The following is a 26,166-nucleotide window of genomic DNA, read 5'->3' as shown; positions in this document are numbered from 1 at the left end:
GCGCTTGCGTCCCATGCCAAACTGCTTTATCCAAGATTTCAATCCATTTACAGATATTTGTTTCTGCTCACAGAATGCCTTCATTTTCAGCGTACTCGTTTCCCATTCGGACAATAGACGCTTCTTCTCCGTAACAGATCGGTTTACGGTACTGGCTTTTGTTGGGGACTGGGGTGTATCAATACTCATAATCGGCGAAGCTATCACTACTTCCTAACATTTACAATATGCAGTTGCCCGGAGGCATACATGATTTAGCATTCTAATTAAAATTCGACCTCAGATATTAAATTTATAACTAATTTGGCCATTGACATTTGAACTAAATTGACAATACGTTGGGAGGCCTGTATGACGAGACCTCCACAATGTCTGACGTTGTTATATAAATTGGGACTACCATCATTTATGTCTTCGGCCAGTTTGCAAGCATCAATTGTTCATAATATATTTATCTCTTTAACGCACATATCAAAACAAACATAATAACCTATCTCTACTCCTATGATGATTGTCTTCGGCATAAAAAGTTTTAGAATTCGTAGTTTTTCTTTGGAAGATCTCAGTATCGTGTATAACGAGGAACCGAACATTCGCATTGAGGTACGACAAACGTATTTTCATCTTTTATATATCCCCTGTTTTGGTCTGGGTAGGACGTGGGCAGTTCGTAAAAATAATAGGCTATACGAAATGTCTTTGGCGCTACAACTGCTTGTGGATGAATCTGCTGCTGCGAAGTCAGTAAAAACTCCTTTTTACACGTATGCAGGACCATTATTGGCTATTTTGTCGGCTGTTATCGGATTTCTCGGTTACCAGCTGAATGAGAGCTATTCCCATTACAAAGATAGACAGTTAGCTATCAGACATTTCAACGCAGAAAAGGCAGTATTGGAATCAAAACTGCAGAATCTGACAACCAGGGATTTTATTAGCGTACTACGGTTGAGTAATAGCTGGAAGGATACGACCATTTATTTAAAAATAGAGGATATCAGGGGTGATGAGATAACCGTTACGCCTGTGGAAATGATTACAGCTACGCAGAGGGATCAGCCTATGGCCTGGGAAGTAGAAGATGAGTATACACGTTACGCCAGTTATTGGTCTCCTGTTAAGATATCCTGTAAACAGTTACAGGCTGGCTGTCTGAAAGAATATATTGCATCCTCTGACAGGGAGACCTTAAGGCAGCAGGGTATTAATCTGCTGCATGATGGAAGGCGTTATGTGACAACAGCTGTAGTTCGCCATTTTGGGCCTGTTATTTCGGCAAATCGCACAGGTGCCCTCCTGGGTTCCAGTGCCAGACTTTCCATCGGGATGAACAATGAAGGCTGGCCTGCAACAATTAGTGATATAAAAGAGCTGGCAGGTAATGGTGATTGGTCAGAAAATATTAACAAAAAAGTGCCTGGTAAGGAATTCGGACTGTTTGTTCCCGGTTTTGCGCTTGAAGCCGCACATATGACGTTTAGAAAACCATACAAATTAATAATGACGCTAAAAGATACTACGGGACAGTTGCATAAATATGAGGTTTCAGGTGTTGATCTCCATTATGCAGTGAAGGATCTATAAAGTTTGCCGGGGAAAGCTGGTGGGCGATTTGACAGTCATTCAGTTTCCGAAACCTTATCCATAGCATCGTTCATCTCTGGATGGGCGGTATGCTTGCCGTACTTTTAGTACGACTGTATTTTTTATCCGTTTATTTCGTTGCTCCGTTTTTCGATGATGCCATACTCGTTCACATAGTCATCAATGATATTGGAGAAGGCGTAGGTTTTTGAGATGAAGTTGGAGGTGGGTATTTTTTCCGTTTTACTGGCTACAAAAGCTGCTTTGAGCAACAAAAATGGCGTCCATTGGACGCCATTTTGTGATCCCGCTGGGACTCGAACCCAGGACCCATACATTAAAAGTGTATTGCTCTACCAACTGAGCTACGGAATCATTCTAACGGGGTGCAAACCTACACAAATATTCCTAATCTCCAAAATAAAAAAAGCCGCCTCAAAAATGAGACGGCTCTCTATAAGAAAAAACTCAATTACATCTTCACAAACTTCTTCACCACCTGTTTCCCTGCATTACTGAATTTCAGCACATAAACACCTGGTGTCAGCTTACTTACATCCAGAATACCATTCACAGCTTTGATTGTCACCGTCTGTGAATTCGCAACATTAGTAATAGTAAACAGCCCATCATTCTTCACATTACCCACTGTCAGCAGATCAGTTACCGGGTTAGGATAAACCTTAATCACCGGCTCCTGAGAAGGCAAACTACTAACAGCAAACGTCTGAGCAGGAACACTAAACTCAAACCAGTTCAGGTTAAAATCAGCCTTGGAAGCGTAAACGCGGAGCGTCTGGCTGCCAGCAGCCAATGTAACGGTAGTGGTCTTGGTTACCCATGATTGCCATCCGCCGGTAGCGTCTACATCAACGGTAGTCAGTACGTTGGTGCCAGACTGCAGTTGCAGCTGACCGCCACCAGGAGCGCTGGCTACGCGGAAGGCTACGGTGTAAGTGCCAGCAGTGGCAACATTTACGTTGTAGTCCATCCAGTCGCCGGTACCAACCCAGCCGATGTTCTCGCCACCGCCTACGTCAGCACAACCTTCGGTACCGATACCGTTCATCGCGTCGAAATCTTCCGCCTCGATACGGCCAGGGATGTTCTTCTGAACAGGAGCAGCGGTTACGTTGATAGCAACCGGAGTAGAGGTAGCTGTCATCTGGTTGTTGTCGGTAGCTTTGGCAGTGATGCTGTAAGCACCGGCAGGTACACCAGTCCACAGGTATTGATATGGGCTGGTAGTATCTTCACCGATCTTGGTAGCACCCTGGAAGAACTCAACTTTCTTCACAGTACCATCTGTATCAGCTGCATTGGCTTTGAGCAGGATGTCGGAACCACTCAGGAACGCTTCGCCATTCGCAGGAGCGGTGATGTTCACAGTAGGAGCATCGCCGATAGCCAGTGCGAAAGTGAAGTAGTTTACGTTGAAGTCATTTGCTTCAACTACGATACGTACAACGTGGTTACCGGCAGGTAATGTTGTAGTAGTAGCAGAAATGGTCTGCCATGCCTGGAAGCCACCAGTAGTAGGTACGGTAACGGTACCAGTGATGTTCTGGCCGTCCAGTTCTACATGGAGGGTCTTGGCAGCACCCGGATTGGCAACGCGTGCAGCGAAGGTATATTTACCTGGAATGGTAACATTAACGGAGTATTCCAGCCATTCGCCATTGTTCACGTAGCCGATGTTATAACCGCCTTCTGAGCAGTTTTCCAGGTCTACGCCTTCATTGGTACGGTATTGATTACCCTGGTTGGCAGTGCTTTCATCGTGATAAGCGATACCCTCACCACCGGAATCGAAGTCTTCGATCTCGATCTTGCCAGGTATAGCACGTGGTGCAGTACCAGCAGGGAAAGGATTCTGACGGGAACCAGTTGCCTTATAAGTAACAGAATAAGTAGTATTCACAGCCGGAACACGGATAGACTGTAAAGTATCTCCGCCATGGGCCCATGATACGAATGCATAGGTAGTATCTCCCAGTACCTGAGGTGAAATTGCCTGCAGGGTAGTGAGTGCGTTTACTACCATCGTCTTGGTAAACGGAGTAGCAGCTTCTTTACCCAATACTACCTGAAGACCAGGAACATTGGAAGTTACGGTTGCCTGAATCTTGTTAGGATAGATATCTACAGAGTCAACACCTGTACGGCCATTGGAATCCGTAACAGTCAGGAGCAGTCTGAACCAGATATTCGGAGAAGACTCACCCAGGTTGTCTGCGGTGAAAGAACCTGATTTGATACCAGCGGGCAGGGTAGGACCAGGGTGCCAGTGCTCACTGGTTTCTGTATCCTTATGGAAGAAACGGAGCTCCCAACGGTATGCAGATGCTGGCAATGTACCATCTTCTGTATCGGTAGCAGTACCGGAGAAGTTGATCACAGTACCTACGCTCCACTTAACGTCACCGGTTGGTGCGCTGATGTGTGGAACTGGTCTTGCATTGAAAGGCAGTACGGTCAGTTTTGCTGCAGTACTGATAGCAGTGTCAATGTGATTGATCACTACACAACGGTAAAGACCTGAGTCAGCCCGTGTGGTCTGTGCAATAGAGAAAGTGCTCTCTGTTGCTCCCGGGATGTTCACCCCGTTTTTCTGCCACTGGAATGACATCGGAATACCACCTGAAGCGGTTACTGAAAACTGTACAGGATCTCCTGCAGTAACGGTTGCGTTTGAAGGCTGGTTAACGATGGTCGGAGCCTGGTTATTATTGTATTCAATTCTCCATAAAGCACCACTTGTAGCGTATCCTATATAATAAATGTTGCCGTCAATGCCAACACTTGTACCTAAAATGCGTCCGAAACCTTTTGCTGAAAATTCAGTATACTGAGATGCAGGCGTCAGGTTGTTAACATCCACGAACCTGTACCAGTCCCTGCACCAGTCGGTGAAGAAGAACTTGTTACGGTATTCTGGTGGATAGTTGGTAGCTGGCGGATTAAAGAACACGCCGGATGTGATGGCGCATCCTCCCTTGTCATCGCTATGATCGTAGTAATAAGCTGCTGTGATAGTTCCTGCAGCCTGGCTAGGACCAGATTTACCATCCTGGCTCCAGCCATAGTTATAACCTTTGCTGGCATCAGGAGTGGTTACATCGTTGATCTCTTCATAGTCGCCACCTACGTCCACTACAAAGATCTTCTGGGATACCGGGTCGAGTGCCATTTTCCATGGGTTTCTCAGACCGCGTGCCCAGATGCTTCTCTGCTGACGGCTGGCGCCAGGTACATCGTAGTAAGGGTTGCCTGGTGCCGGCTGACCATCATCTGTCAGACGCAGGATCTTACCGCGGTAAGTATCCAGCTTGGGAGATTCAACAGAGGAGTTACTTTCTCCCACAGCTACATACAGCAGTCCCTGACGGAAGAGAATAGCACCACCATTGTGTGCACCGTTAATGATCGGATCAAATTCCATTACTCGGGTAACAGCAGTTACCTGGTTGGTAGCAGTGATCGTGATAACGTCCAGGTAGTGACGTGTCATTTCCGGATTGGTGTAGAAAATGTAAAACTTACCATTGGATGCAAACTGCGGATGCAGGGTAATACCCAGCAATCCCTGTTCAGCATCAGTAACCGTCTGCGCAGTGTGCACAGTAGTGACAGTTCCATTCTGGTACACTTTAACGTTACCTCCACGTTCTGCGATAAAGATTCTGCCATCCGGAGCATGCGCCAGGGCAGTCGCTTCATTGATAACGTTCTCGGTTAACTTTTTCTGTGTGAAGCCAGTTGGCAACTGGCTGTAAGCACTATTCGTGCCCGCCACGAACATGGCTACTCCACAGCATGCTGTAAGCAAATGCTTGTGAAACCTAAGCAGCAGGTTTTTCTTCATTGTGTTTAAATGGTTTTTTGTTGAAAAACTAGAGTGTAATTATTGACGTGTTAAGGTTTGTGAATATGGTTTAGGGAGTGATAAAATAAGATACAGGATAAGGCTATTTTGATTTGTTGACGACGAAAATTACGACATAAGTTTGATACTTGCATTACCCCTAAATGAACTTTTCATGTTGTACTAATACAAGTAGATCGGTTTAGTATACTATCTCAAAAAATAGTTGATACGATCACCTAACGGTGATAGGCAAACGTATCAACTATTTAACTGCTTGTGGATTATTGTTTAACGAATTTCAGCAGCAAGGTCTTTTGCTCTTTGTTCGTCAGTTGAATGAAGTAAATACCTGCCGGTAAGCCACTTACATCTACTGAATACGTACCAGAGATTTTACCTTCCTGTGATAATTGTACAGCTTTTGAACGACCGTTCAAATCAACTACTCTGATCTGCTTTATACCTTCATTACTTAACAGCTGTAGCCTGTCATTCACAACAGGATTGGGATACACGGTAGCCTTCCATGTGCTCTCTGCTTTTGTCGCCGCACTTGAGCTGCCCAACAAACCTGCACCGGTACGCAAGCTACCATATGCTTCCAGTTCGAAGATGGAATAACCATATACCGTAGTTCTCGCCGTACCATATATGCGGAGATAACGACCATGTCCTGTAAGACCGGTATAATCATTTACCAGTACATTGTTGTTGGTCACTGTTCTCAGGGGCGACCAGTTAACAGTGTCATTCGATACCTGTACGATATAATCTTTCCCTGCTGCAGTTTCCCAGGTGATCTTCACCCGGTTGATGTTGTAATCTGCACCCAGGTCTACCCGTATCCACTGCGGATCGCTAAAGGCGCTGGACCAGCGGGTGTTGATGTTACCATCTACGGCATTTTGACCGGAAAAGACAGCGTTTTCGTAAGATGAAATAACAGCAGGTTTATTCAGCGCCAGGTTAGTCTGCGTTGCGACAGTATCCGGTGTAACATAATAGACGTTATCAATGTAGAAGCTCGCAGCAGCTGCAGGCGCATCTCCGGAGAAAGTAAAGGCCTGGGTAATGGTAGCCAGGTTCACATTCGTCAGTGAACTGACAGGAATAGTTACCTCATGCCATTGACCATCCCTGATCAGTCCCAGCTTCTGTTCACCGGCGGCAAAGGAAATGGCCTGCTCCCCGTTTTGCGAAATAATACTGAAACGGAAAGAACCCTGGTAGCTGGTCTTGAACTGGAACTTCAGGAAGCCATTGCTGAAATGCGACAGGTCGCGCACATCGTGCGATACACCCAGACCAAACCAGTTATTGGCAGCCGCTGTAAAGCCCATTACCTGCGTGCCTTCATAAGGTGCTGCCCCGCTGATGGTGGCCAGGTTATTCCACACATAGAGATTGGCATCCAGACCATAGGTCAGCTTGTCCGGCATCGATGGATCTTCACTGTAGATACCGTACCGGTTGGAAAGGATCTTATTATCCCGCACGGTAATGGTTACAGGTGCAGACGTGGTACTTAGCTTGCCATTATCAGTAGCCTTAGCGGTAATGGTATAAGTACCCTGCGGCACATTCTCCCAGGTGTAATTGTAAGGCGGCTGCGTAAGAGTAGTCAGTAATGTGCTGCCATTAAAGATCTCTACCTTGTATATCAGGCCATTGTCAGATACATTGGTATTGATCACCACTTTCGCCGGACCTCTATACGGCGTGCTGGCAGTAGGAGAGGTGATGCTGATCTGCGGAGCAGTATTACCCGGCGCTGCTACCAGTACGGTAACAGGTTTGGAGGTAGTGGTCTTGTTCTGATTATCTGTCGCTTTCGCAATCAGTTTGTTGATGGCCTGGGTAGACGTTTGCCACGTATAATTGAACGGCGCAGAGGTTACCGTTCCCAGGTAATTGGCTCCATTGAAGAAGTCTACTTTGCTGATAGTGCCATTCGGATCGCTCGCATTCGTCTGAATGGAGATGGACGCCGGAGTAGTATATACCGCTTCATTGGCGATGTTGGTAATAGCAACCGTAGGCGCCGGATTACTGGACACACCTCCGGTATAATAGACATTATCAAAGTAGAAATCTGCCGCTGCTGCTGGTGCATCGCCGGAGAACATGAATAGCTGCCCAACCTGCATAAGGTCCAGTGCACCGAACTCGCTGACAGGAATGGTCACCTCATGCCATTGCCCGTCTCGCACCAGTCCATGTTCATTAGTACCGGTGAAATTCACCCAGCCTTCCACGCCATCCGCTACAATACCTACTTTAAAAGGCGCGGTTGAGGTAGTTTTCATATGGAACTTCAGGCTACCACCTGCATAGTTGCTCATATTCTTAGTGTCGTTGGCTACGCCCAGCCCAAACCAGCTGCCTGCATTCGCATGAAATGCCCATACATTGCTGCCTTCAAACGGCGCCGGTGCAGGTGTGATATTCGTAATGTTGTTCCACAGATAGAGATTAGCTCCCTGTCCGAACACCACTTTGTCGCTGACAGTGGTATTGTCAGTGAAGATGCCGTAATTACCCTCCGGTGCATTGTTGGAACCAAGGATCAATTCTTCGCCCTTAGTGATATCCTGGTACAGTTTGATGTAATCAACCTCCATACGGCCGGGTAGGGGAGCGGTTACTCCTGCTGCGGATGTAATACCGGGATAGTTCCCGCCTACCGCCAGATTGAGGATGATGTAGAAGGGATTACGGAAGGCATCAAATCCATTTGTGCCGCTGATGTCTATCCTGTAGTAAGGACTATTATCCAGGAAGATGGTCAGGTACTGCGGATCCCATTCCAGTTTGTACAGGTGATAGGCGTCATTCAGCTGCGTAGTCTGGAGGACGGAATCTTTTGCGTAAGTCGCATGTCCGGTATATCCCCCAGGGTTTTCTGTCCACCAGTGCGTAGCGGCACTGACAGTCCTGTTGGCCCGGCCTTCAGCAAGGGCGCCGGCAAATCCCATTTCAAGAATGTCTACCTCTCCATTACGCGGCCAGGTACCACCTGTGGCGCCCAGTAGCCAGAAAGCCGGCCAGAGGCCATTCGCTACATTAGGCACTTTGATCCTGGCTTCTAATGATCCATAACGGAAAGATACACGTCCTGCAGTTTTGATACGCCCCGAGGTGAAAGGCTTGCCGCCCATGCTCTCCCGGCGGGCTTCAATGATGAGCGTACCATTTTCAATTCTTACATTTTCTGTCCGGTTGGTGTAATATTCCAACTCGGCATTTCCCCAGCCGCAATTTCCTTTATTACAGCCATCTCCTGTTTCGTAGGTCCATGTCTGCGGATTAAGAGTGGCGGTGGTGAAATTTTCCTCCCAGACAAGTTGTCGCTGGGCCTGGGTTGCAAGGGAGGCAAGTGAAAGACAGAGCACAGCTGCAAGGAATGGGCTCTTTTTCAACTTGCGTGTTGGGTAGTTTGGGTTCTTCATAGAGTGAAATTTAGGTCAACGTGAACGTGGTAAATAATATCAGTAATTTAATCATTGCGCACGAGAACCGGTAGACATAACGGGAATCTTTTGCTTCATAAAATGACTGCGCTGCATACAACACTGATTATCATTCCTTCCCTTGCAATAATTGAGCGTTAAAGAAAAAAAACCGGCACTTATACGAGTGCCGGGCTTCTTACTACTTACAGAAAACGTGCGATAGACATCGCACGTCCCATGTTTACACCTAATAGAGCTCATATGCTCTTTACCACATATTTAGCCCTGAGAAATAATCACTTTTTAGGATACAACCCGTTATTCAACCTTTCAGAAAGGTCCTGCAGGTGATTGCGGGTCGTAACATCTGCCATCAATGGCATCGATATTTTTATGGCGCTTGCCAGTTCTTTTGCATGTGCCCTGATCAGCGGTGTCACTTCACTGTCTTTGCTGATCCTTGCAGTGGGCGACAGTATAGCCAACAGGCTCTCCACATAAACCCGCTGCAGGCCACGGCGATAAACATCCGTTGCTTTATGCGTCGTTAATTCAGAGAAGATGCCTGCTTTTAGGTCATGCAGCAGCTGCGCCGCTGTATAGGCCTTAGAGGCATCGTATGTCTCCTGTGCATTTAACCTGTCCAGCACGTCCGGCGACAGTAACTGCATCAGCACCTTCTTCTGGATAGTCGTCACGGCAGAAAAGTCAGTAGTGGTCAGAGAAGCCAGCTGTTTGTCATCCAGCCAGGAAGGCGTGGTAAACAGCTGTTCGTTCAGGAAGGCCACTGCACGTTGTTGCTTGCTCTTTGCAGGAAATTCATAAACAGCACCCGACTGTTCCACCGTCTTCGGTGTGGTGAGTATACCACCTACCTGCGATGCCACATGCCCTACATAAAGATCAAACTGCTTCACAATTTCCATATACATCTCACCAGCTTTTGAATAATCTTCGTCAGGCTGGCGTGTCCATTCCATCAGATGTTTCTCTATCCGTTTCAGATTGGCGATACCATAAGTGCTGGCCTTCATGGCATCGTCGCCGAGGTCTTCACGCTGATTCCTCGGGTCATATTGTGTTTTCGCATCATTAGGCACTCTCTCAATACCGAAGAAGTATTGCTTACCCGATGCAAGTTTATCGATCACTCTTTTGTTTAGCACTGGTGTTTCTTCTGCCGCACTTTTAGCGCCAGGTACCAGCTTGTATCCCCATTCAATTGCCCATTTATCATACTCACCAATACGGGGGAAGATACCTTTAGGCCCGATATTATCTTCCGGTTGTGCTACATAATTGAAACGCGCATAGTCCATGATGGAAGGTGTATGTCCATGAGCTTCTACCCACTGTTTGTTGCGAAGACTATCTACCGGCACAGTAGAAGAGGCGCCCCAGTTATGACGCAGTCCTAGTGTATGTCCCACCTCATGGGAAGAAACAAAGCGGATCAACTCTCCCATCAGCGAATCAGGTAGCTGTGGGGCCTGTGCTCTTTTATCGATAGCGCCTGCCTGTACGAAATACCACTTGTACAACACATCCATCACGTTGTGATACCAGCTGATATGTGTCTCCAGTATCTCTCCTGTGCGTGGATCTTTAATACTCGGCCCCATCGCATTGGCGATATTGGACGGCTTGTATACCAATACCGAATGACGGGCATCTTCAATACTCCAGGTGGTATCGTCAGTAGGGGCCTCTTTAGCCATGATGGCATTCTTAAACCCTGCTGATTCAAAAGCTGCCTGCCAGTCATTGATGCCCGCCATCAGGTACGGTACCCACTTCTTCGGCGTCAGCGGATCGATGTAGATAACGATGGGATGTTTAGGCGTTACCAGTTCCCCGCGTTTATATTTTTCCAGGTCTTCCTCTTTCGGTTCCATGCGCCATTTCCAGATCATGCTTTCACTCTTTATGCCCTGGGAGTTCGCATCAAAGTCAACATATTCATCTGCAAAGAAACCTACCCGTGGATCAAAGAACCGCGGTTGCATAGGTATAGCTGGCAGTAGTACAATTGAGCTGTTCAGCTCAAAGCTGTACGTCCTGGTTTCTCCATTGGGAAAAGGCCTTGAATTGTAAGTACGTACTGTCTTCACCTCTACATTCATCGGATAGGAACGGATGTCTTCTATATAAGATCTATCCGGCGCCATCATCGCCAGCCCCATTAGGTTTTTGAGTGCCGGATCAAAGAACAGGATAGCGTTATCGGCGTTTACATAATCCGTCACATCTATCACACTGCTTTTGGCGCTATCGTTGATCGCTTTGATACTAAAAACAGCCTGTATGGATTGCAGGTTATTGTTCAGCAGGGAACGATATAAGCCATTCGCAGAACTATCTGCAGAGCGTTCTTTAAAAGAGATCGTTTTCAGGAAAATCTTGTTACCATTGCCTTTCTCAAAGCGGATCACTTTTTCCCCGATCTGATCGCCGGAATAAGTACCCAGCATGAAACGGAATTCTGAAGAGCCTTTGGCGATCCTGCCAACTACCAGCATGTCCCGTTCGAGCAATGAATCAGGTATCTCGAAGAGATATTTGTCGTTCGACTTATGTACTTTAAACAGTCCATTAGTGGTAATGGTACCTGCCGGAATCACTTCCTTATATGGTTTCAGCGCGTCCGGTTTTGCCGGTAAGGCCAATTTGGCCAAAGCGGCAGCCACACTGTCTTTTTTTATAATAGTGGTGTCTTTCCCCTTCTGTTGTTTCTGTGCGGCTGCCGGTAATGCAATGGCCACGGTGCATAGCATTCCAAGCATCATGCTTGCGGTTGCAGATTTCATCGGTAATAGTGTGTTTTAAATTGTCGGCATGGCTTTCCTATTTGGATATGGCAAGGCTATGAAAAAGGTTGTGTGTTTTAATTGCTATAACCCGGATTCTGTTTGATATTCGTATTGAGCTGTGTTTCCGAGAATGGTATGGGTAGTACCTTATGGTTCGGGTCCCATACGCCACCTTTCTGCGGAGCTAACACAGTCATTAGTTCATCTATTTTATCCGTACGTACGAGGTCAAACCAGCGGTGTCCCCATTCCGTGAAGAGCTCTATTCTTCGCTCCTGCGCAATGGCAGCCAGCATAGCGTCTTTGTCTGCAGCAGTAGTACCTGGCAATAGAGCCTTAGCGCGGATGGCATCTACGTCTGCCTGCGCGCTCCCTGCGCCCGTGATATTGCCGAGTTGTGCTCTGGCTTCTGCACGTATCAGGTATTGCTCTGACAGGCGCAACACGATCAATGCTTCAGGCGTACCGCTTGGGTTTTTCTGATACTTGAAAGGGTAGTAATACGTAGTACCATTCGCAACGAAGGCGCCTACCCATTTATCACGACGGGCATCTCCCTGTTCAAAGGCGTTCACCAGCGAAGTGCTGAGTGCTCCTGGTAAGTTAGGGGTAACTCCCGGTGGATTTGTGAATGGAATGAACGCCTGCGCATCGTAAGTGGCATAGTTAATAGGATCAACCGTCAGCAGGTACCAGATGGCTTCTTTGGTTGTTGCAGTGAACGTTTTATTCAGGTCCTGCTCCAGCTGATAAGTGGCATTGCTGATCACAGCAGTCGCTTGTGCTTCTGCATTGGCCCAGTCTTTTCTGTAGAGATACACACGTGCCAATAGTGCAGTTGCGGCCAGTTTGTTAGGGCGTGCTCTTTCAGTGGTGCCTGGAGTGATACCTCTGAAGTAAGCTTCTCCCATCAATGATTGTGCGTCTTTCAGGTCAGCAATGATCTGTGCATATACCTGTTCTTTCGGCGTGCGTGACAGTGTATTGTTAACCCTGTAATCAGTAGTCAACGCCAGCGGCACATCTCCATAAGTATTCACGGCATAGAAATAAATAAGCGCACGCAGAAATTTTGCTTCTCCCAGTAACTGCTGTTTTACCGGCTCTGAAAGCCCTTTAGAGGCAGTAACCCCTTCTATGGTAGCATTACACGTATATAAACGCTGATAAAATTCATTCCAGAAATAACTACCGCCTACATTGTAGGTGTTGGTATAAAACTCCTGCAGCGTCTGGCCCATAATAGCCGGGAGGTAGTTAGTCATTTCATCTGCTGCCATCCCTTCCAGCATACTGATACCATTGATGCCACTTACAAATCCTCTATTGCTGATCATGGCGCTATATAAACCTGTCATGACAGACGTTGCAGAGGCATTGCCCGCGAAGGCTTCCGAGCTTATGATCCTCGATGTTGGCGGATCGATCTCCACAGCCTTATTACAGCTGCTACCCAATGCCAGCAGCATAAGACCAGTATACAGGTAACGGAACGATTTATATTGAAATGTCATGGTTGCTCGTTTTATAAGTTTACTTTAACACCACCGGTAAATGTCTTCATCGGCGACAGGTTGAGACCTCCGGACTCCGGATCGAAATCGCGGAATTCTTTTTTCGTGAACGTCAGCAGGTTCTGGCCCTGTGCAAACAACGCCACTTGTTGCAAGCGCATCTTCTGCAGCCATTTTGACGGCAGCTGGTAAGAGAAGGACACATTCTTCAGACGAAGGAAAGGGGCGTCGGAGTAAGCCAGCGTGCTGCTTCTTGCATATAATGCCCAGGGCAGGTAACCGAAGATGTTCTGCGTGTACTTCGGTATGTCCTTTACATCGCCTGGTTGCTGCCAGCGGTCCAGTGCAACATTTACCAACTGGTTGCCCATGAAGCCGGGAGGGTAGATGCCATTCAGCAAGGGGTTTTTAACAGTATGTTGTTCAAACTGGAACAACAGATCGAGCGACCAGTTTTTGTAACGGAGAGAGTTCTGGAAGCCCCCGAAATATTTCACTGTGGGATCAATAACGGCAACCTTCTGGTCGGGCGCCCCCACGCTCTTACCTTCACTGTTGATGAAGCGGTAGGTGCCTGTCTGCGGATCTACCCCCTCATACTGGTATACCCTCGTGATACCAAGGGGTTTGCCGATCATGAAGTTTGGATCATCAGGGCTTAGTCCCGGTAATTCGATAAGTTTATTGCGTGGTAATGATACATTCAGGAAGCTGTTCCACTCAAAGTTCTTGCTCTTTATATTGGTAGTATGCAGCTCAAATTCCCATCCGGTGTTTTGTACCAAAGCTGGCAGGTTACGCTGAATAGAACCAAAGCCTGTTACCGCCGATAGCTGGTACGACAGCAGTTGGTTATTACTACGGTTGGTATAGTAGGAAGCAGTTACCAGTATCCTGTCATTAAGGAAACCAAGATCTATCGCACCCTCTATTTTACGGGTTGCTTCCCAGGCCAGCTCCGGGTTAAATAGTCCTGTTGGCTGTAAACCTTTATCGCCCTGATAGCTGAATCCTAAAGATTTATAGAGATCAAGGAAGGCATAATCTCCAATGTTGTCATTACCCGTAGTACCATAACTTCCTCTCAGTTTACCAAAACTCATGAAAGGCAGCAGCTCTTTTATTCCTTTTTCTTCGGTGAAGATCCATGCACCACCTGCTGACCAGAAGAAGTGAAACCTGCTCTCCGGACCAAAGCGGCTGGAACCATCATACCTTCCATTTAAGTTAAGGATATACTTATTGGCCCAGTTGTATTTGATCCTGCCGAAAGTAGCCGTGTATTTGTTTTCATTATCGCCAAAATCTTCAACGGTAATGGTAGCTGCTGCCTGCGGGTTTTGCAGTAATGCATCGCTCGCAAAGCCTGCACCCCTCTGCGTCAGGTTCTCATTCCGCTCCCGCCGGAATGTGGCACCCAGTAAGGTCTCAACATTACCTTTACCAAGATTGAAATTATAAGTTACCTGCGGCTCCACGTTCCAGCTGCCGTAATTGGCATTCCTGTATCTGGCGGAGGCCAGCCTTCCTGCTGACGTGTAAGGATTGGAGATGGAAAGGGGATTGCCTACATACTCTCTCTGTGCTACATTTTCGTAGCCTGCAGATACTTTTACATTCATTCCTTTGATCAACCTGTATCCGATAGTCACATTCCCGTTCAGGTGATTGGCACGCCCCAGGTAAGGTTGTGACAGGGCTGCAAACGGATTGTCGAAGGTGCCGTTCTCCCAGTTCAGTGTTCCATCCGGATTATAAATTTCAGGCGCATTGGGTGCAAGGTTCCTGATGTTGAATGTGGGATCAAGCGGGGTAATATTGTTGGTATTAGACACATAGATACCACCTGCATTAATGCTTAATTTTCTATCGTTGCTGGTACCGGTTATGCTGAAATGCGCAGAACCTTTTTTCAAAGCGCCATCTGTTGGCATGACCGGCGTCTCGCGGTGATAACCGCCACCTACAAGGTATTGGATATTGTCCGTGCCGCCTGTTATCGTTCCCTGTACATCGGAGGTATGTGCACTGCCACCCAGTATTAGTTTTTGCCAGTTGGTATATCGCGTGGTATCCCAGGTACCGTTCACATCATAGTCAAGGAAGCCAGGTTTAGCATTGTCGTTCGCAAATGCTTCACGACGCATCTGCAGGTATTGCTGCAGGTTCATATACTCCGGCATACGGGTGATCTTACTGATACCGGTATAGGCTGTCAGGTTCACCTGCGTACGTCCTGGTTTTCCTTTTTTAGTAGTGATCAGGATCACGCCATTTGCACCTCGCGAACCATAAATGGAGGTAGCATCGGCATCCTTCAACACATCAATGCTTTCAATATCTGCAGGGTTCACCAGGTCAAGCAGATTGCCCTGCGCCAGTGCACTGTTCACCGAACCAGCGGTACCTCCTTTGAATGGCACGCCGTCGATGATATAAAGTATATCGTTGCCTGAGGCAATGGAATTACGTCCGCGCAATTGTACACTTACTGCACCTCCAGGCATACCCGTCGTCTGGTTGATCACCAGGCCGGATACTCTTCCTGATAAGGCCAGCAGGGGATTGCTCACCGGGTTTTTGGCGATATCTGCCGCCGTAACAGTTGCAACGTTACCGGTACTGAAACGTTTGGTGGTAGTGCCATAAGCGATCACCTGTACCTGGTCCAGCTCACTTGTAGAAGGTTTCAGATAAATGAAGGTTGGATTTTTAAGGGTGACAGTGGCGGTTTTTACAATGTATCCGGTATAAGTGATGGTCAGTTCTGCATTTTCAATTCCATCGTCCACCTTCAATTCGAAATAGCCACTGGCATCGGTAGTTGTTCCTCTGCGCGTGCCTTTCAGCATCACCGTTGCTCCTGGTAGTCTTGTACCGGAAGGATCAACTACCCATCCCTTCACGAGCCTGGGCGGATCGGGCGGTGCAACAGTTACCGGGGCCACCGGGAAAAATGATTTGGGGTCCCTGGTAATGACGATCACATTGTTGAGAATGGAATAAGTAAGTCCTTGTTTTGCCAGTAAGGCAGGGAGGAATTCGCCGATCTCCTGATCCTTTACATTAATATCCACCGGTTGGGTCTTTTCCAACAAGGTAGGACTGGCCAGAAACTCCCGTCCTGTCTGTTCACTGATGGCTTTAAAGATATCAGTCAGTGCCGCCTTTTTTTTGCTTATCGTTACCTTCTGCCCATAAGTAGCTCCACTTACATGAAGCACCGCAACAAGGATAAGCGGGATGATTAGTTTCATAATCATTACTAATTTTGAAAAAGGAATTGGCATACCTTTGCCAGGTACAATATTCTTCATACTTGTACATTTAGGGATTTACTGATTTAAATGACGTAAGTGACATTAATGAAGTAGTCCCATAGCAGGACCTCAATTGCAGTTGAGGCCCTGCCTTTTGTATCAGGACTTACTTACAGCTGTTCAATGTTCTGTGCTGATTCGTTGGTTGTTTTCCCGTTTACGACATACGCTGATTGGTTGTTTGATTTAGATGTTTGATTGATCCTGTGCCATAGAATGCTAACCTGTTTCTATTTATCGTACCCTACCCTATATTATTTTTTTGCGCCCGGTATAACACTGATGCGGTCTCCCTCGATCCTGAAATGCACTTCTCCTGTCGCTTCCAGTGTTTCCAGTAATGCTTTGGCAGTTACCTTACGGGATAAAATGCCCTGGAACTCTATATTATCTACGTTCCCTTCATAACGCACATCTACGTCGTACCAGCGGGCCACCTGACGCATGATGTTCTTAATACCAGTCCGGTTGAAACGGAACTGCCCGTTCTTCCACGCCAGCACCTCTGCAAGGTCTGGTCTGGTGGTTTTAAATGTCTGCGCTTCCGTTGCCAGGCTGGCCTGTACTCCTGGCGTGAGCACCGTTGTTGCATCGCCTGCCGTCACCTTTACCGATCCGCTTACCAACGTTGTACGGATGGCATTTTCATCGGCATAAGCCATGATGTTGAAACCTGTACCCAACACGCGTACATCAAGTCTTCCCGCTTTCACGGTAAAGGGTTTGGCAGCGTCAGGGGCAACCTCGAAATATCCCTCTCCGGTCATTTCCACCTTCCTTTCAGATCCGGTGAACGCCGTAGGATAGCGTATGGATGAGGCCGAATTCAACCAAACCTTTGAGCCGTCGGGTAATGTCAGTTGGAACTGTCCACCCCGCGGAGTGGACAGTGTGTGGTATTGAACATTGTCCCCTGTCCTCATATAAGCGATAGCGCCGCTATCTGCTTTCATGATTGTTATACCACCCGGCACAGCAATGCTGCCGTTTGCCTGGTTGTCCAAAATGATCTGCTGGCCATTCGCCAGTGTAAGAATTGCTTTATTGCCACCCGGCTCCAGCACGGCAGTTTGTGCCATTTGGGCTGGTCCAGGTTCCTGTGGACGCATGAACCATAGGACGCTGCCTCCCACCAGGAGTAAAGATGCCGCTGCGGCCCACCAGTAATTACGTTTCCTGATCCTCCGGATAGTAGTTTCCTGTCTGTTGCTTTCCTCCATGGCGCTTACTTCTGCCTGGTAGTAGGCCGTCAGCCGGCTGTATATATTACTGACAATCTCTTTATTATCATAGACGGGTTCCTGCACTTCCATCAGTACAGCTTCATGCGCACTTGCCAGCTCCTGCAGTTCCTCTTCACTTGCCTCCTGGAGGAACCACTGCCGGAATTCGGCTGTTTCCTCCTCACTTACTGCATGCCCTTCTGCCAGTCTCGTAACGTGTAATATGGCTTCAGATATATTCATATAGGACATATACGGATAAAGACGGTCGTTGAATCCGAATTTTCACCGGGACAGTAAAAAATTTTAAAAAAACTTTCAGGGCTGGAAAAAGAGGATCAGTAAAAGGAGGGTAAAGCTGATGCCATTCCTGGCGAGATAATCTTTAAGATAGGTAGTTGCCTGTTGCAATGATTTATGTACCCCACCTACAGACATGCCCAGCATATCGGCAATTTCCTGTATAGTCATTTCATCGCGGGTTCGTAACAAAAAGATCTGGCGTTGTTTCTCCGGGAGTGTATCCAGGGCAGCCCGCGCGAGGGATTCGTACTGGTCGGTGATCAGTTTGTCGTCGGCACTGTAATGCGGTTGTACATAATCCTTGCTGTATCCTGCCTGCTTCTGTATCAGCGCCTGCTGGGTCTTCAGGAAGTCATTCAGGGCATTCCTGGCCATAATGAACACATAATTCTTAAAGGAACGTACTGTTACAAGTAGTTCCCTTTTCTTCCAGACCTTCAGGAACACTTCCTGGCCGATCTCTTCGACATCCTGTTTGTCTGCCAGGTATACCTGCAAATAATGTAAAATAAGGGGGGAATATGCCTCGTAAAGGCGCGTGAAAGCCTGCCAGTCACCAGCTGCAACATTTTGAAGTAAATTTCTTTCCTCTTCTTCTGCTATGCGTATATGAACAATAGGCTCTGACAATGACAATTGTGGTAAAGGCGTAAAACACAAATATAACCGTTTGTCACTGGTTTTCATAGTGGTTTCTCCGGGTCGCCGGTCACCGCCATCAGGAAATCATATAAACTGGTATCTGCCGGCAGCTCCAGTTTTTTCCGCAGCCGGTATCTGCTGGTCTCTACGCCTCTGACGGATATTCCCAGCGACTGTGCAATTTCCTTTGTAGTCAGGTTGATGCGGAGGTAGGCGCATAACTTGAGGTCGGTCGTACTCAGGTCAGGATATTTGCGCTTCAGTGTGTACAGGAAATTGTTATGTACTTCATCAAAATGCCGGGAAAACTGCTCCCAGTCCTCTTCGTTGTTTTCCGCTTCCTCAAACAGGCGTAATACTTTTTTAAATATATTGTCCGGCAAGGGATCTATCTTCTTTATTGCTACCAGCAACTCTTCCTTAATATTGGATAATACCTTGCCGCGGTGCAGCAGATACATCGTAGCGGTAGCCAGCTCTTTATTCTTAAAACGAACTTCTGTGGTGAGCTTTTCATTCTGAAGACTGATCAGTTCTTTCTCGCGCTGCTCTTTCTCAAACTTGTGCCGCAATATTAGTTGCTCCTGTTTCTGCTGATAACGGCGCTGCTGCCGTGCAAATTTTCTTTTCTGGGAGATATAAGCCCACAACAATACTGCTAATCCAAGTAGTACATATCCGCTTCTTGCAAGCGGCGTCTGATACCAGGCTGGCAATATTCTGAACGAATACACAGCCGCCTTGGATACATTCCCCAGATTGTCTTTCGCTTTTACTGAGAAGGTATAATGACCATAAGGAAGATTCGTATAATCCTTTTCTGTTTTTACAGACCACTCGCTCCACTGCTGATCAAACCCGATCAGTTTATAACTGTATTCAATCGTATTACCCTGACTGTATACCGGCGATGCATATTCAAAATGAAACCCGGAAAAAGCATTCGGCATTGCTTTGAAGGAATGTTTTCCCGAGGGATGATATCCGCCGAATAGCAGGCTGTCCGCCTTCCCGTGCGCGCTCACATGACTGATGAGTACCAATGGCTGCTCCTTTGCCTGCCGGTAATGTTTATAGTTAATATGGAACATGCCTTTCTCGGCGCCCACGAAAATATTCTCATCATTATAAGGATACAGGAATTCAAAGCCGTTGACGATCTGTCCTTTTAGTTCAGGGAAATGCACGATGCTGTACGCATGTTCCGGAACAGGTTTATGAAAGTCTATCACGCCGGGCATCTTGTCAGAAATAAACCATACATTCCCGCTTGCGTCTTCCGATAGGTATTGCACGCTGGCATCCTTCAGGATCGGGGATAGCCAGCGTGAAGGCACAAAACGGTCTTTTGCTGCATCATATTCGTATGCGCCCGCCTGCGTGGCTACGATCATCCTGCCCCTGATCCTGAATACAAAGTTGTTGTAGTCAGCGGGTAACCCGTTCTTTTGGGTATATAATGTATACCGCAGTACCGTATCTCTGTCCAGGTGCATGCGGAATACACCCCGGTATGGATGGGAGGCCCAGATAATGCTGTCGTCTTCTACTGTGAGGAAGCGCAGCGACTCAAACAGTCCTTTTATGGGTCTTGCGGCCGACAACCCGCTTCCATCTTTACGCATCAACTGCAAGCCGTTATAACAGCCTGCCAGCATATAAGATGATAAGGGCTGGAACAACCAGCATCCCGTACGCTTTGACAAAGGAACTGCTGTTGATCCCCGGATCTCGAAAGCGCCCTCATGATGTCCCATCAGCAGATGCTGTTCCACCTGGGCAATGCTCCATACCTGTCCGGCGGTATTGTCTATCTGCCGGAAATGGCTCTCCAGGAAACTAAGGTCCCGCTGCTCGTCCAGCGGCGTACTGTATACCCCATCAGAAGTACCGATATACAATTGCTTGTCAAAGATGGTGGCGGTATAAGTAGTGAGGTAACGTTTATTATCCGGCAGGATCTGTTTTACGGCGGTATTATACCGTACCATGTCAATGCCATTGTCCAGCGTCAGCCAGATATTTTTTCCGGGATCAGTAAAGATCTTTAGTACACTATTGTGCTGTAATCCTTCACTGACGGTGAACTGTTGGATAACAGCACCTGTATTCCGGTGTATAATATAACAGCCTCCATAAGATGTCCCGATCAGCAGTTGATTGTCTTCCCAGGGCCTTGCACAATAGATCTGGTTTTTGATGAAAATAGGGGTGGCGCTACTTTGGAATGGGAAGAGACGTCCCCGATGTAATTTGAAAATACCATTTTTCAATGTGCAGACCAGTAAGGTGTCATTATCATCCTCAGAGCCAGGGCTTGCATCGCCTTTGCCCGCTGTTCCAATGATCTCCCTGATCAGCAAATGCCTGTCGGCAACTTCCTTACAGACTGGCTGCCAGCTGTTATCTTTGAATTGCATCAACCCCTTGTTCGCATCCTGGGCATATAATCTGTTGTTGGCGCGGCATAGCATCTGCCATTGTAATGTGCCGGGATATATATGCAAATTGTGATGATCATAATAAAAGATCTTGGTGGTCCCTCTAAAAAAAACGCCCCCATTATAGAAGACGATGTCCCAGATATCCGCAAACTGGTCTTTCCGGTCCCTCACGGCCGGCTTAAGGGAAGTATAACGGAGTACTCCATCCGCATCCGCCAGATAATATCCGAAATCGTCCTGTGCGCCCACGTAGATACGTCCGTCCTTATCTGCCTTCACAGAACGCAGCCGCGTATGATTCGGAACAGGCAGCAGTTTCCAGGAATGACCATTAAAAGTCATCAGTCCTTCATTGTTGGCAAAATAAAGGATGCCATTACTGTCCATGTCCAGGTCCCAGGTTTGTCCGCCTCCCAGGTATTGCTGCCTGGTATAGTTGACAATAGGTGGTAAGCCAATAATCTGTTGTGCCAGGTTTTCAGTTGTCCATAGGATAGACAGCACAAGCAAAATGAGCTTGTTCATTTTCCATAACGTTTCGCTAAAAATAGGAATATTATGGTTTGAAGTAGTGCTGACGTAAAGAATGTTTATTGATAATCAATAGTCTATGTTTGGCCTGTAGTAGATTAGACGTACCCCTGAAATGAGGCGACCTGAAAATTAACCGCATCTTTGCCCTGATCTTAAAATAACCAGTTTCCGCGTTATAACATTTTCCTGGCTACGGATAGCAGGGGGGATTGTCGCCCATTCCGGTAGCGAAGAATGCTGTATGCGGGAACAATGTAAAACCGGAATTTCTTACAACTATGAAAAAACAAACCTTCTCCGGGCTCCTGAGCCTCCTGTTGCTGGCAACTGCCGTAACATCGTGTACAAAAGAAAACCAGGCCGAAAAAGCGCCAAAACTCTCTGCCAATGACAAAACCGTAGGTGCTGTAGCAGCTGCCAAGGCTTATGAACTGGTATGGTCTGACGAATTTGACGGTACCACATTAAATACTTCCAAATGGGGGTATGAAAATGGTAACCTGGGCGTAAACAACGAAAAGCAGTTCTATCAAACCCAGAACGTTGCCGTTACCGGTGGTAACCTGGTGATCACTGCGCGCAAAGAAACTGTTCAGGGACAGCCTTATACCTCCGGCCGTCTGAACAGTAACGGTAAATTCTCTACACAATACGGCCGTATCGAAGCCCGTATCAAACTTCCAGGTGTTCAGGGCTTATGGCCTGCTTTCTGGATGCTGGGTAACAGCATCAGCACAGGCGCCGGCTGGCCTCGTTGTGGCGAGATCGACATCATGGAACAGGTAAACACCAGCAACTCCGTGCTGGGTACCATCCACTGGTGGAACACTGCCTATACTTATTATAGCCGCAGCACTACTACGACTGTAACTGATTTTCACGTGTATGCTGTAGAATGGGATGCTGCTGCTATCCGCTGGTATGTGGACGGTGTGCAGTTCAATGAAGCGAACATCCTCAACAACATCAACGGTACAGAGGAATTCCATGCACCTTTCTTCATTCTCTTAAACGTTGCCGTAGGTGGTAACCTGCCTGGTAACGTTATCAACGATGCAGGACTGCCTGCCAGCATGCTGGTTGACTATGTCAGAGTATATAACATCACGCAGACACCTGGTGGTGGTGCTCCGATCGGCGCTACTATCTCTATCAGGGGCAACAACGGCTCTTTCGTGAGCGGTGAGAACGGCGAACAGGCAATGAACTGTAACCGTCCTACTGCCCAGGGATGGGAACAATTCACCATTGTTGATGCCGGTGGTGGTAAAGTAGCCCTCCAGAGCATGGGTAAATATGTTTCTTCTGAAAACGGCGCTCAGGCAATGACCTGCAACCGTACCAGCATCCAGGATTGGGAGAAATTCGACTGGATCGATAACGGTGATGGTACGTTCTCTCTGCGTGGCAATAACGGCGCTTACGTTTCTTCCGAGAACGGTGTACAGGCAATGACCTGCAACCGTCCTACCATTCAGGGTTGGGAGAAATTTACTTACTAATTATAGTTTCAAAAGGCTTGACGCCATAGTATACTGGCTTTTCCCTCTCCATTTACATGCATTATCCCGTAGCGATCGCTATGGGATAATGTTTTTAAGAGCGGATCTGAACGATATCGCTTCTTCGTCGCTTGTTCGATGCTTGTTCGTCCGGTCTTCGTCTAATGCCTGGGTCTGCCTGAAACGGGTATTCGCAGCAAGGAGAATAGTCCGATACAATCAGGATATGATCAGGAACAAACAATGTTTCTCCGATGTTCATCTTACGTTCATCTTACGTCTTTGAACGTAAGATGAACGTAAGATGAACATCGGAGAAACATTGCTTGTACGGCGTTATATCCAGTTAAAAGCGAGGGATGTACGGAGTAATATGCAGTTAAAAGCGAGGGTTGCTAATCAAAGCGGGACTGAGCTATGAAGCAGCAGCCGTTCTGCGGCCGTTCATCCTAATGAACAATCTTCACCCGGATCGCCTTCAATCCTGATACTCCCTGCAGGTCCTCCACATCAAATTGCTCAATGTCATTTTCCAGGATCATCTGCGACTGTAAGGTTTTAATATACCGGAGGTATTCCTGTTCTTCCATATTACTGGAAAAAACGATCGTTATCTTTCCCGCCTGGGTGATACGCTCAGTAGTATCCTTGATAAAGGCCTTGTCTATCCGTTTTTTCACGATCTCAAACCGCGCGTTATAACTCCCGTCCACATCAAACCGTTTCTCATCCATCCGGAACCGGATAGCGATGGTGGCATTGTAGACCAGGATCAGGGAGGTGACGTCCAGGGGATAGGGGAGTTCCGCTTTCAGGCGATGATGCGCTATTTCCATCTCACAAAGCGTCTGCAATTGCCATAGGCGGAGGTCGTACAATTTTTGAAGGCTAAAGGCCTGTTTGGGAGAGATAGAGGCGCCTATATACAGGTTATGCTCTATACCGTCTGTTTTGAACCGCTCATAATAATGAGGGAATAAGGTCTGGGCAGTGGTCTGATTCCGGTCAATAACGTCGGATAACTTGTTATTGATGCTGGAAATAGTGGTTTCATACTTCCGCCGCTGTAAATGGAAAGCGCCCTTTTCCTTGTCGGTTTCCGCGAAATAGGCCTGCACCCGCGGGTCAGTGGCATATCGCTGTAACAGCGGATGCACTTCACTGGCCAGGTATGCCGTAATGTATTGTTCCGTTCCTGCTCTCAGCGGAAACGAAAGCTCGATCAGATAATCCCGTAGTTGTTCCTGTACCGCCCCAAAGGCCTCAGTTTGTTGAGGGGAATGCCCCGTTGTGGTGGAAGTCCAGCCGGAAACTTCCTGTTGCGCCATCGCATACTCCGGATGGCTTAACTGCTTTATGAGGGGGCATAGTGTCTTTATCTGCAATTGAAGGTCCTGCTGTACACTTGCGTTGCGCACCTCGGACGAGCCTTTAATATCGATCTGTCCATACAGCGGGTATACGTCCGGAAAGACGATTTCCTGCAATGCATAGTCTTTGCGTGCTTCCCGGTGAGCGATCAACTGTTGCACCTCCTCCCTGAACTTCCAGTATACGCTGCTGTGGATGGCGGTAAATTTTTCCTGGATGACGGCTTGTATCTCGTTCTGCAATTCCACCAGCAACCTCTCCATCGTATCGGTGAGGTAGGGCATGACCACTTCCAGCTTATTGGCATTAATGCTGTTCAGTTCTTTGGTGCGCAGGGAAAGCAGTTCCAGTACACCTAACAGTTGTCCGTTCTTTACCACGGGCGCCAGTATAAAACTCTTAATGCCTTTTTGGTGGAAGTAATTACCCAGCAGGTTCTCCGGATCAGCCGTTATAAATTCGCCCACATCAGAAATGGCAAAGTATTCCTTCTTTTTTATCAGGCAGTTATAAGAACTGGAACATAAGAGCATATGGGCTTCCTTATGACCTTGCCCCTGTACGATGAAACTGGTCATATACTGGCTGAAAGGATCGCTGGCGGAGAACTGATCTTCCTCCTGGTTATAAAGTGTAAAACCGACCTTTATGTCAGGTATGCGGTAAATAGAGCGGAAGATGGACTGCATCTTTTCCTCGAAACCTGCAGCATTCATACCCAGTAATCTTTCCTTGAAGATAGATACGGCATTCTCCACCGTGGCATCATACAGGGTCATGATGGCAAAGCCTTTCAATGTCCAGCTTTCCTTCGGGAACTTTGATTTCCATAGGTCCAGGTCATCATAACTGTCCAGTAAAAGGTCTATGTCATCAGCCGTCAGTGTCAGTGCCTTTTCAGTGGGCAGAATATCCAGGAAATCAGCATTGTATAATATCCGGTAGTGTTTGATCACGCCATCCGCCGTAGGGATGTCATAAAACAAGGGCCTGCTGAAGTCGAGCGTGGTGCCATAAAATTCATTCAGGATCAGGCAGCAGCTCAGTACATAGAACTGGTGTTCGTCGAAGTCCCTGATATTGAATGAAAAGTCTGGTCCTGCAGCTTTGAGTATATTCTTAAAACGTTCTGTATGGTTAAAAAGGAGGTCCGTATAAGGAAGATTGATCGCTTTGATTTCATTCAGGGTCAGCTCTTTGGGAAAGTAATCAGCCAGCAGGCGGTGGATGAGGTCCTGGTTCTTTTCAATCTGCTCGAAGGTAGTCAATCCCTCCACCAGTTCAGGGCATTGCGCTACCTCTGCCAGCAAGGCCTTTGCACGGATGGTGGATTCACCCTCCGGCCCCGCTGCCCGTTTTTCCAGTTCTTCAACAATATGGAAAAAACTCAGTTGTATCTGGAATGGACTGTCTGGAAAGGAATGCCGTTTCATGTTGTTATTGTCTTGATCTTACCGGTATAAAATTAGTCATAATTTGCTTGCTTTCAGGCAAACATGAGCAGAACCTGCTCAGGCCAATCGTAGAATGTCCCTTGTATTACAGGAGAAAAAATTATATTTAAGTAAATAATGTCTGACCCTTTTTAACCCTTTTTAT

General features: G+C 47.2%; 13 protein-coding genes and 1 tRNA gene. 2 read left to right on the top strand and 12 right to left on the bottom strand.

Annotated features, from left to right (window positions below):
• Positions 1-189: IS66 family insertion sequence element accessory protein TnpA (gene tnpA / locus L3C95_RS33970; protein WP_236395122.1), on the bottom strand; the 189-nt coding region annotated here is incomplete at its 3' end.
• Between the two features lie 315 nt (positions 190-504).
• Here tnpA and L3C95_RS33965 point away from each other — a divergent pair.
• Complete coding sequence (locus L3C95_RS33965; protein ID WP_236395121.1) at positions 505-1,584, top strand: hypothetical protein; 1,080 nt, start codon at positions 505-507, stop codon at positions 1,582-1,584.
• A gap of 122 nt (positions 1,585-1,706) precedes the next feature.
• Here L3C95_RS33965 and L3C95_RS33960 read toward each other — a convergent pair whose 3' ends face one another.
• The 10 genes from L3C95_RS33960 to L3C95_RS33915 form a co-directional block, all read right to left on the bottom strand.
• Entirely contained in the window at positions 1,707-1,859 is a 153-nt protein-coding gene (locus tag L3C95_RS33960) for a hypothetical protein (RefSeq protein ID WP_236395120.1), read from the bottom strand.
• Between the two features lie 27 nt (positions 1,860-1,886).
• A tRNA-Lys gene (locus tag L3C95_RS33955) sits at positions 1,887-1,959 on the bottom strand.
• A gap of 97 nt (positions 1,960-2,056) precedes the next feature.
• Positions 2,057-5,449, bottom strand: a complete 3,393-nt coding sequence (locus L3C95_RS33950; RefSeq protein WP_236395119.1) for a carbohydrate-binding protein — start codon at positions 5,447-5,449, stop codon at positions 2,057-2,059.
• 284 nt (positions 5,450-5,733) lie between these two features.
• Positions 5,734-8,901, bottom strand: coding sequence for an Ig-like domain-containing protein (locus L3C95_RS33945; RefSeq protein ID WP_236395118.1), 3,168 nt, complete (start codon positions 8,899-8,901; stop codon positions 5,734-5,736).
• 299 nt (positions 8,902-9,200) lie between these two features.
• Complete coding sequence (locus L3C95_RS33940) at positions 9,201-11,711, bottom strand: zinc-dependent metalloprotease (RefSeq protein ID WP_236395117.1); 2,511 nt, start codon at positions 11,709-11,711, stop codon at positions 9,201-9,203.
• Between the two features lie 77 nt (positions 11,712-11,788).
• Positions 11,789-13,228 (bottom strand): RagB/SusD family nutrient uptake outer membrane protein, encoded by a 1,440-nt coding sequence (locus tag L3C95_RS33935; RefSeq protein WP_236395116.1) that lies wholly within the window; start codon positions 13,226-13,228, stop codon positions 11,789-11,791.
• An 11-nt stretch (positions 13,229-13,239) separates the two neighbouring features.
• Entirely contained in the window at positions 13,240-16,485 is a 3,246-nt protein-coding gene (locus L3C95_RS33930) for a SusC/RagA family TonB-linked outer membrane protein (protein ID WP_236395115.1), read from the bottom strand.
• 317 nt (positions 16,486-16,802) lie between these two features.
• Positions 16,803-18,014, bottom strand: a complete 1,212-nt coding sequence (locus L3C95_RS33925) for a FecR family protein (RefSeq protein ID WP_236395114.1) — start codon at positions 18,012-18,014, stop codon at positions 16,803-16,805.
• A gap of 75 nt (positions 18,015-18,089) precedes the next feature.
• The gene (locus tag L3C95_RS33920) at positions 18,090-18,761 is read right to left on the bottom strand and encodes an RNA polymerase sigma factor (RefSeq protein ID WP_236395113.1); all 672 of its coding nucleotides are present in this window, start codon (positions 18,759-18,761) and stop codon (positions 18,090-18,092) included.
• The gene (locus tag L3C95_RS33915) at positions 18,758-21,685 is read right to left on the bottom strand and encodes a triple tyrosine motif-containing protein (protein ID WP_236395112.1); all 2,928 of its coding nucleotides are present in this window, start codon (positions 21,683-21,685) and stop codon (positions 18,758-18,760) included. The genes L3C95_RS33920 and L3C95_RS33915 overlap by 4 nt, the downstream gene beginning before the upstream one ends.
• A gap of 287 nt (positions 21,686-21,972) precedes the next feature.
• On the opposite strand from L3C95_RS33915, the gene L3C95_RS33910 reads away from it, so the two are divergent.
• Entirely contained in the window at positions 21,973-23,196 is a 1,224-nt protein-coding gene (locus L3C95_RS33910) for a family 16 glycosylhydrolase (protein ID WP_236395111.1), read from the top strand.
• Positions 23,197-23,645: 449 nt separating this feature from the next.
• Here the strand turns inward: L3C95_RS33910 and L3C95_RS33905 are convergent, their stop codons facing one another.
• Positions 23,646-26,000 carry a GAF domain-containing protein gene (locus L3C95_RS33905; RefSeq protein ID WP_236395110.1) on the bottom strand — a complete coding sequence of 785 codons (2,355 nt, stop codon included), beginning with the start codon at positions 25,998-26,000 and terminating at the stop codon, positions 23,646-23,648.
• Positions 26,001-26,166 lie beyond the last annotated feature (166 nt).

Origin of the sequence: Chitinophaga filiformis (assembly GCF_021646545.1) — a bacterium.
Lineage (GTDB): Bacteria > Bacteroidota > Bacteroidia > Chitinophagales > Chitinophagaceae > Chitinophaga > Chitinophaga filiformis_A.
Note: the sequence above shows the minus strand (reverse complement) of the source record. Positions and strands in the feature narration are given on the sequence as shown.

Excerpts from the sequence above, each read along its gene's own strand:
- L3C95_RS33965 (WP_236395121.1), top strand. The coding sequence starts at position 505 with ATGATGATTGTCTTCGGCATAAAAAGTTTTAGAATTCGTAGTTTTTCT.
- L3C95_RS33950 (WP_236395119.1), bottom strand. The coding sequence starts at position 5,449 with ATGAAGAAAAACCTGCTGCTTAGGTTTCACAAGCATTTGCTTACAGCA.
- L3C95_RS33945 (WP_236395118.1), bottom strand. The coding sequence starts at position 8,901 with ATGAAGAACCCAAACTACCCAACACGCAAGTTGAAAAAGAGCCCATTC.
- L3C95_RS33940 (WP_236395117.1), bottom strand. The coding sequence starts at position 11,711 with ATGAAATCTGCAACCGCAAGCATGATGCTTGGAATGCTATGCACCGTG.
- L3C95_RS33935 (WP_236395116.1), bottom strand. The coding sequence starts at position 13,228 with ATGACATTTCAATATAAATCGTTCCGTTACCTGTATACTGGTCTTATG.
- L3C95_RS33930 (WP_236395115.1), bottom strand. The coding sequence starts at position 16,485 with ATGAAACTAATCATCCCGCTTATCCTTGTTGCGGTGCTTCATGTAAGT.
- L3C95_RS33925 (WP_236395114.1), bottom strand. The coding sequence starts at position 18,014 with ATGAATATATCTGAAGCCATATTACACGTTACGAGACTGGCAGAAGGG.
- L3C95_RS33920 (WP_236395113.1), bottom strand. The coding sequence starts at position 18,761 with ATGAAAACCAGTGACAAACGGTTATATTTGTGTTTTACGCCTTTACCA.
- L3C95_RS33915 (WP_236395112.1), bottom strand. The coding sequence starts at position 21,685 with ATGAACAAGCTCATTTTGCTTGTGCTGTCTATCCTATGGACAACTGAA.
- L3C95_RS33910 (WP_236395111.1), top strand. The coding sequence starts at position 21,973 with ATGAAAAAACAAACCTTCTCCGGGCTCCTGAGCCTCCTGTTGCTGGCA.
- L3C95_RS33905 (WP_236395110.1), bottom strand. The coding sequence starts at position 26,000 with ATGAAACGGCATTCCTTTCCAGACAGTCCATTCCAGATACAACTGAGT.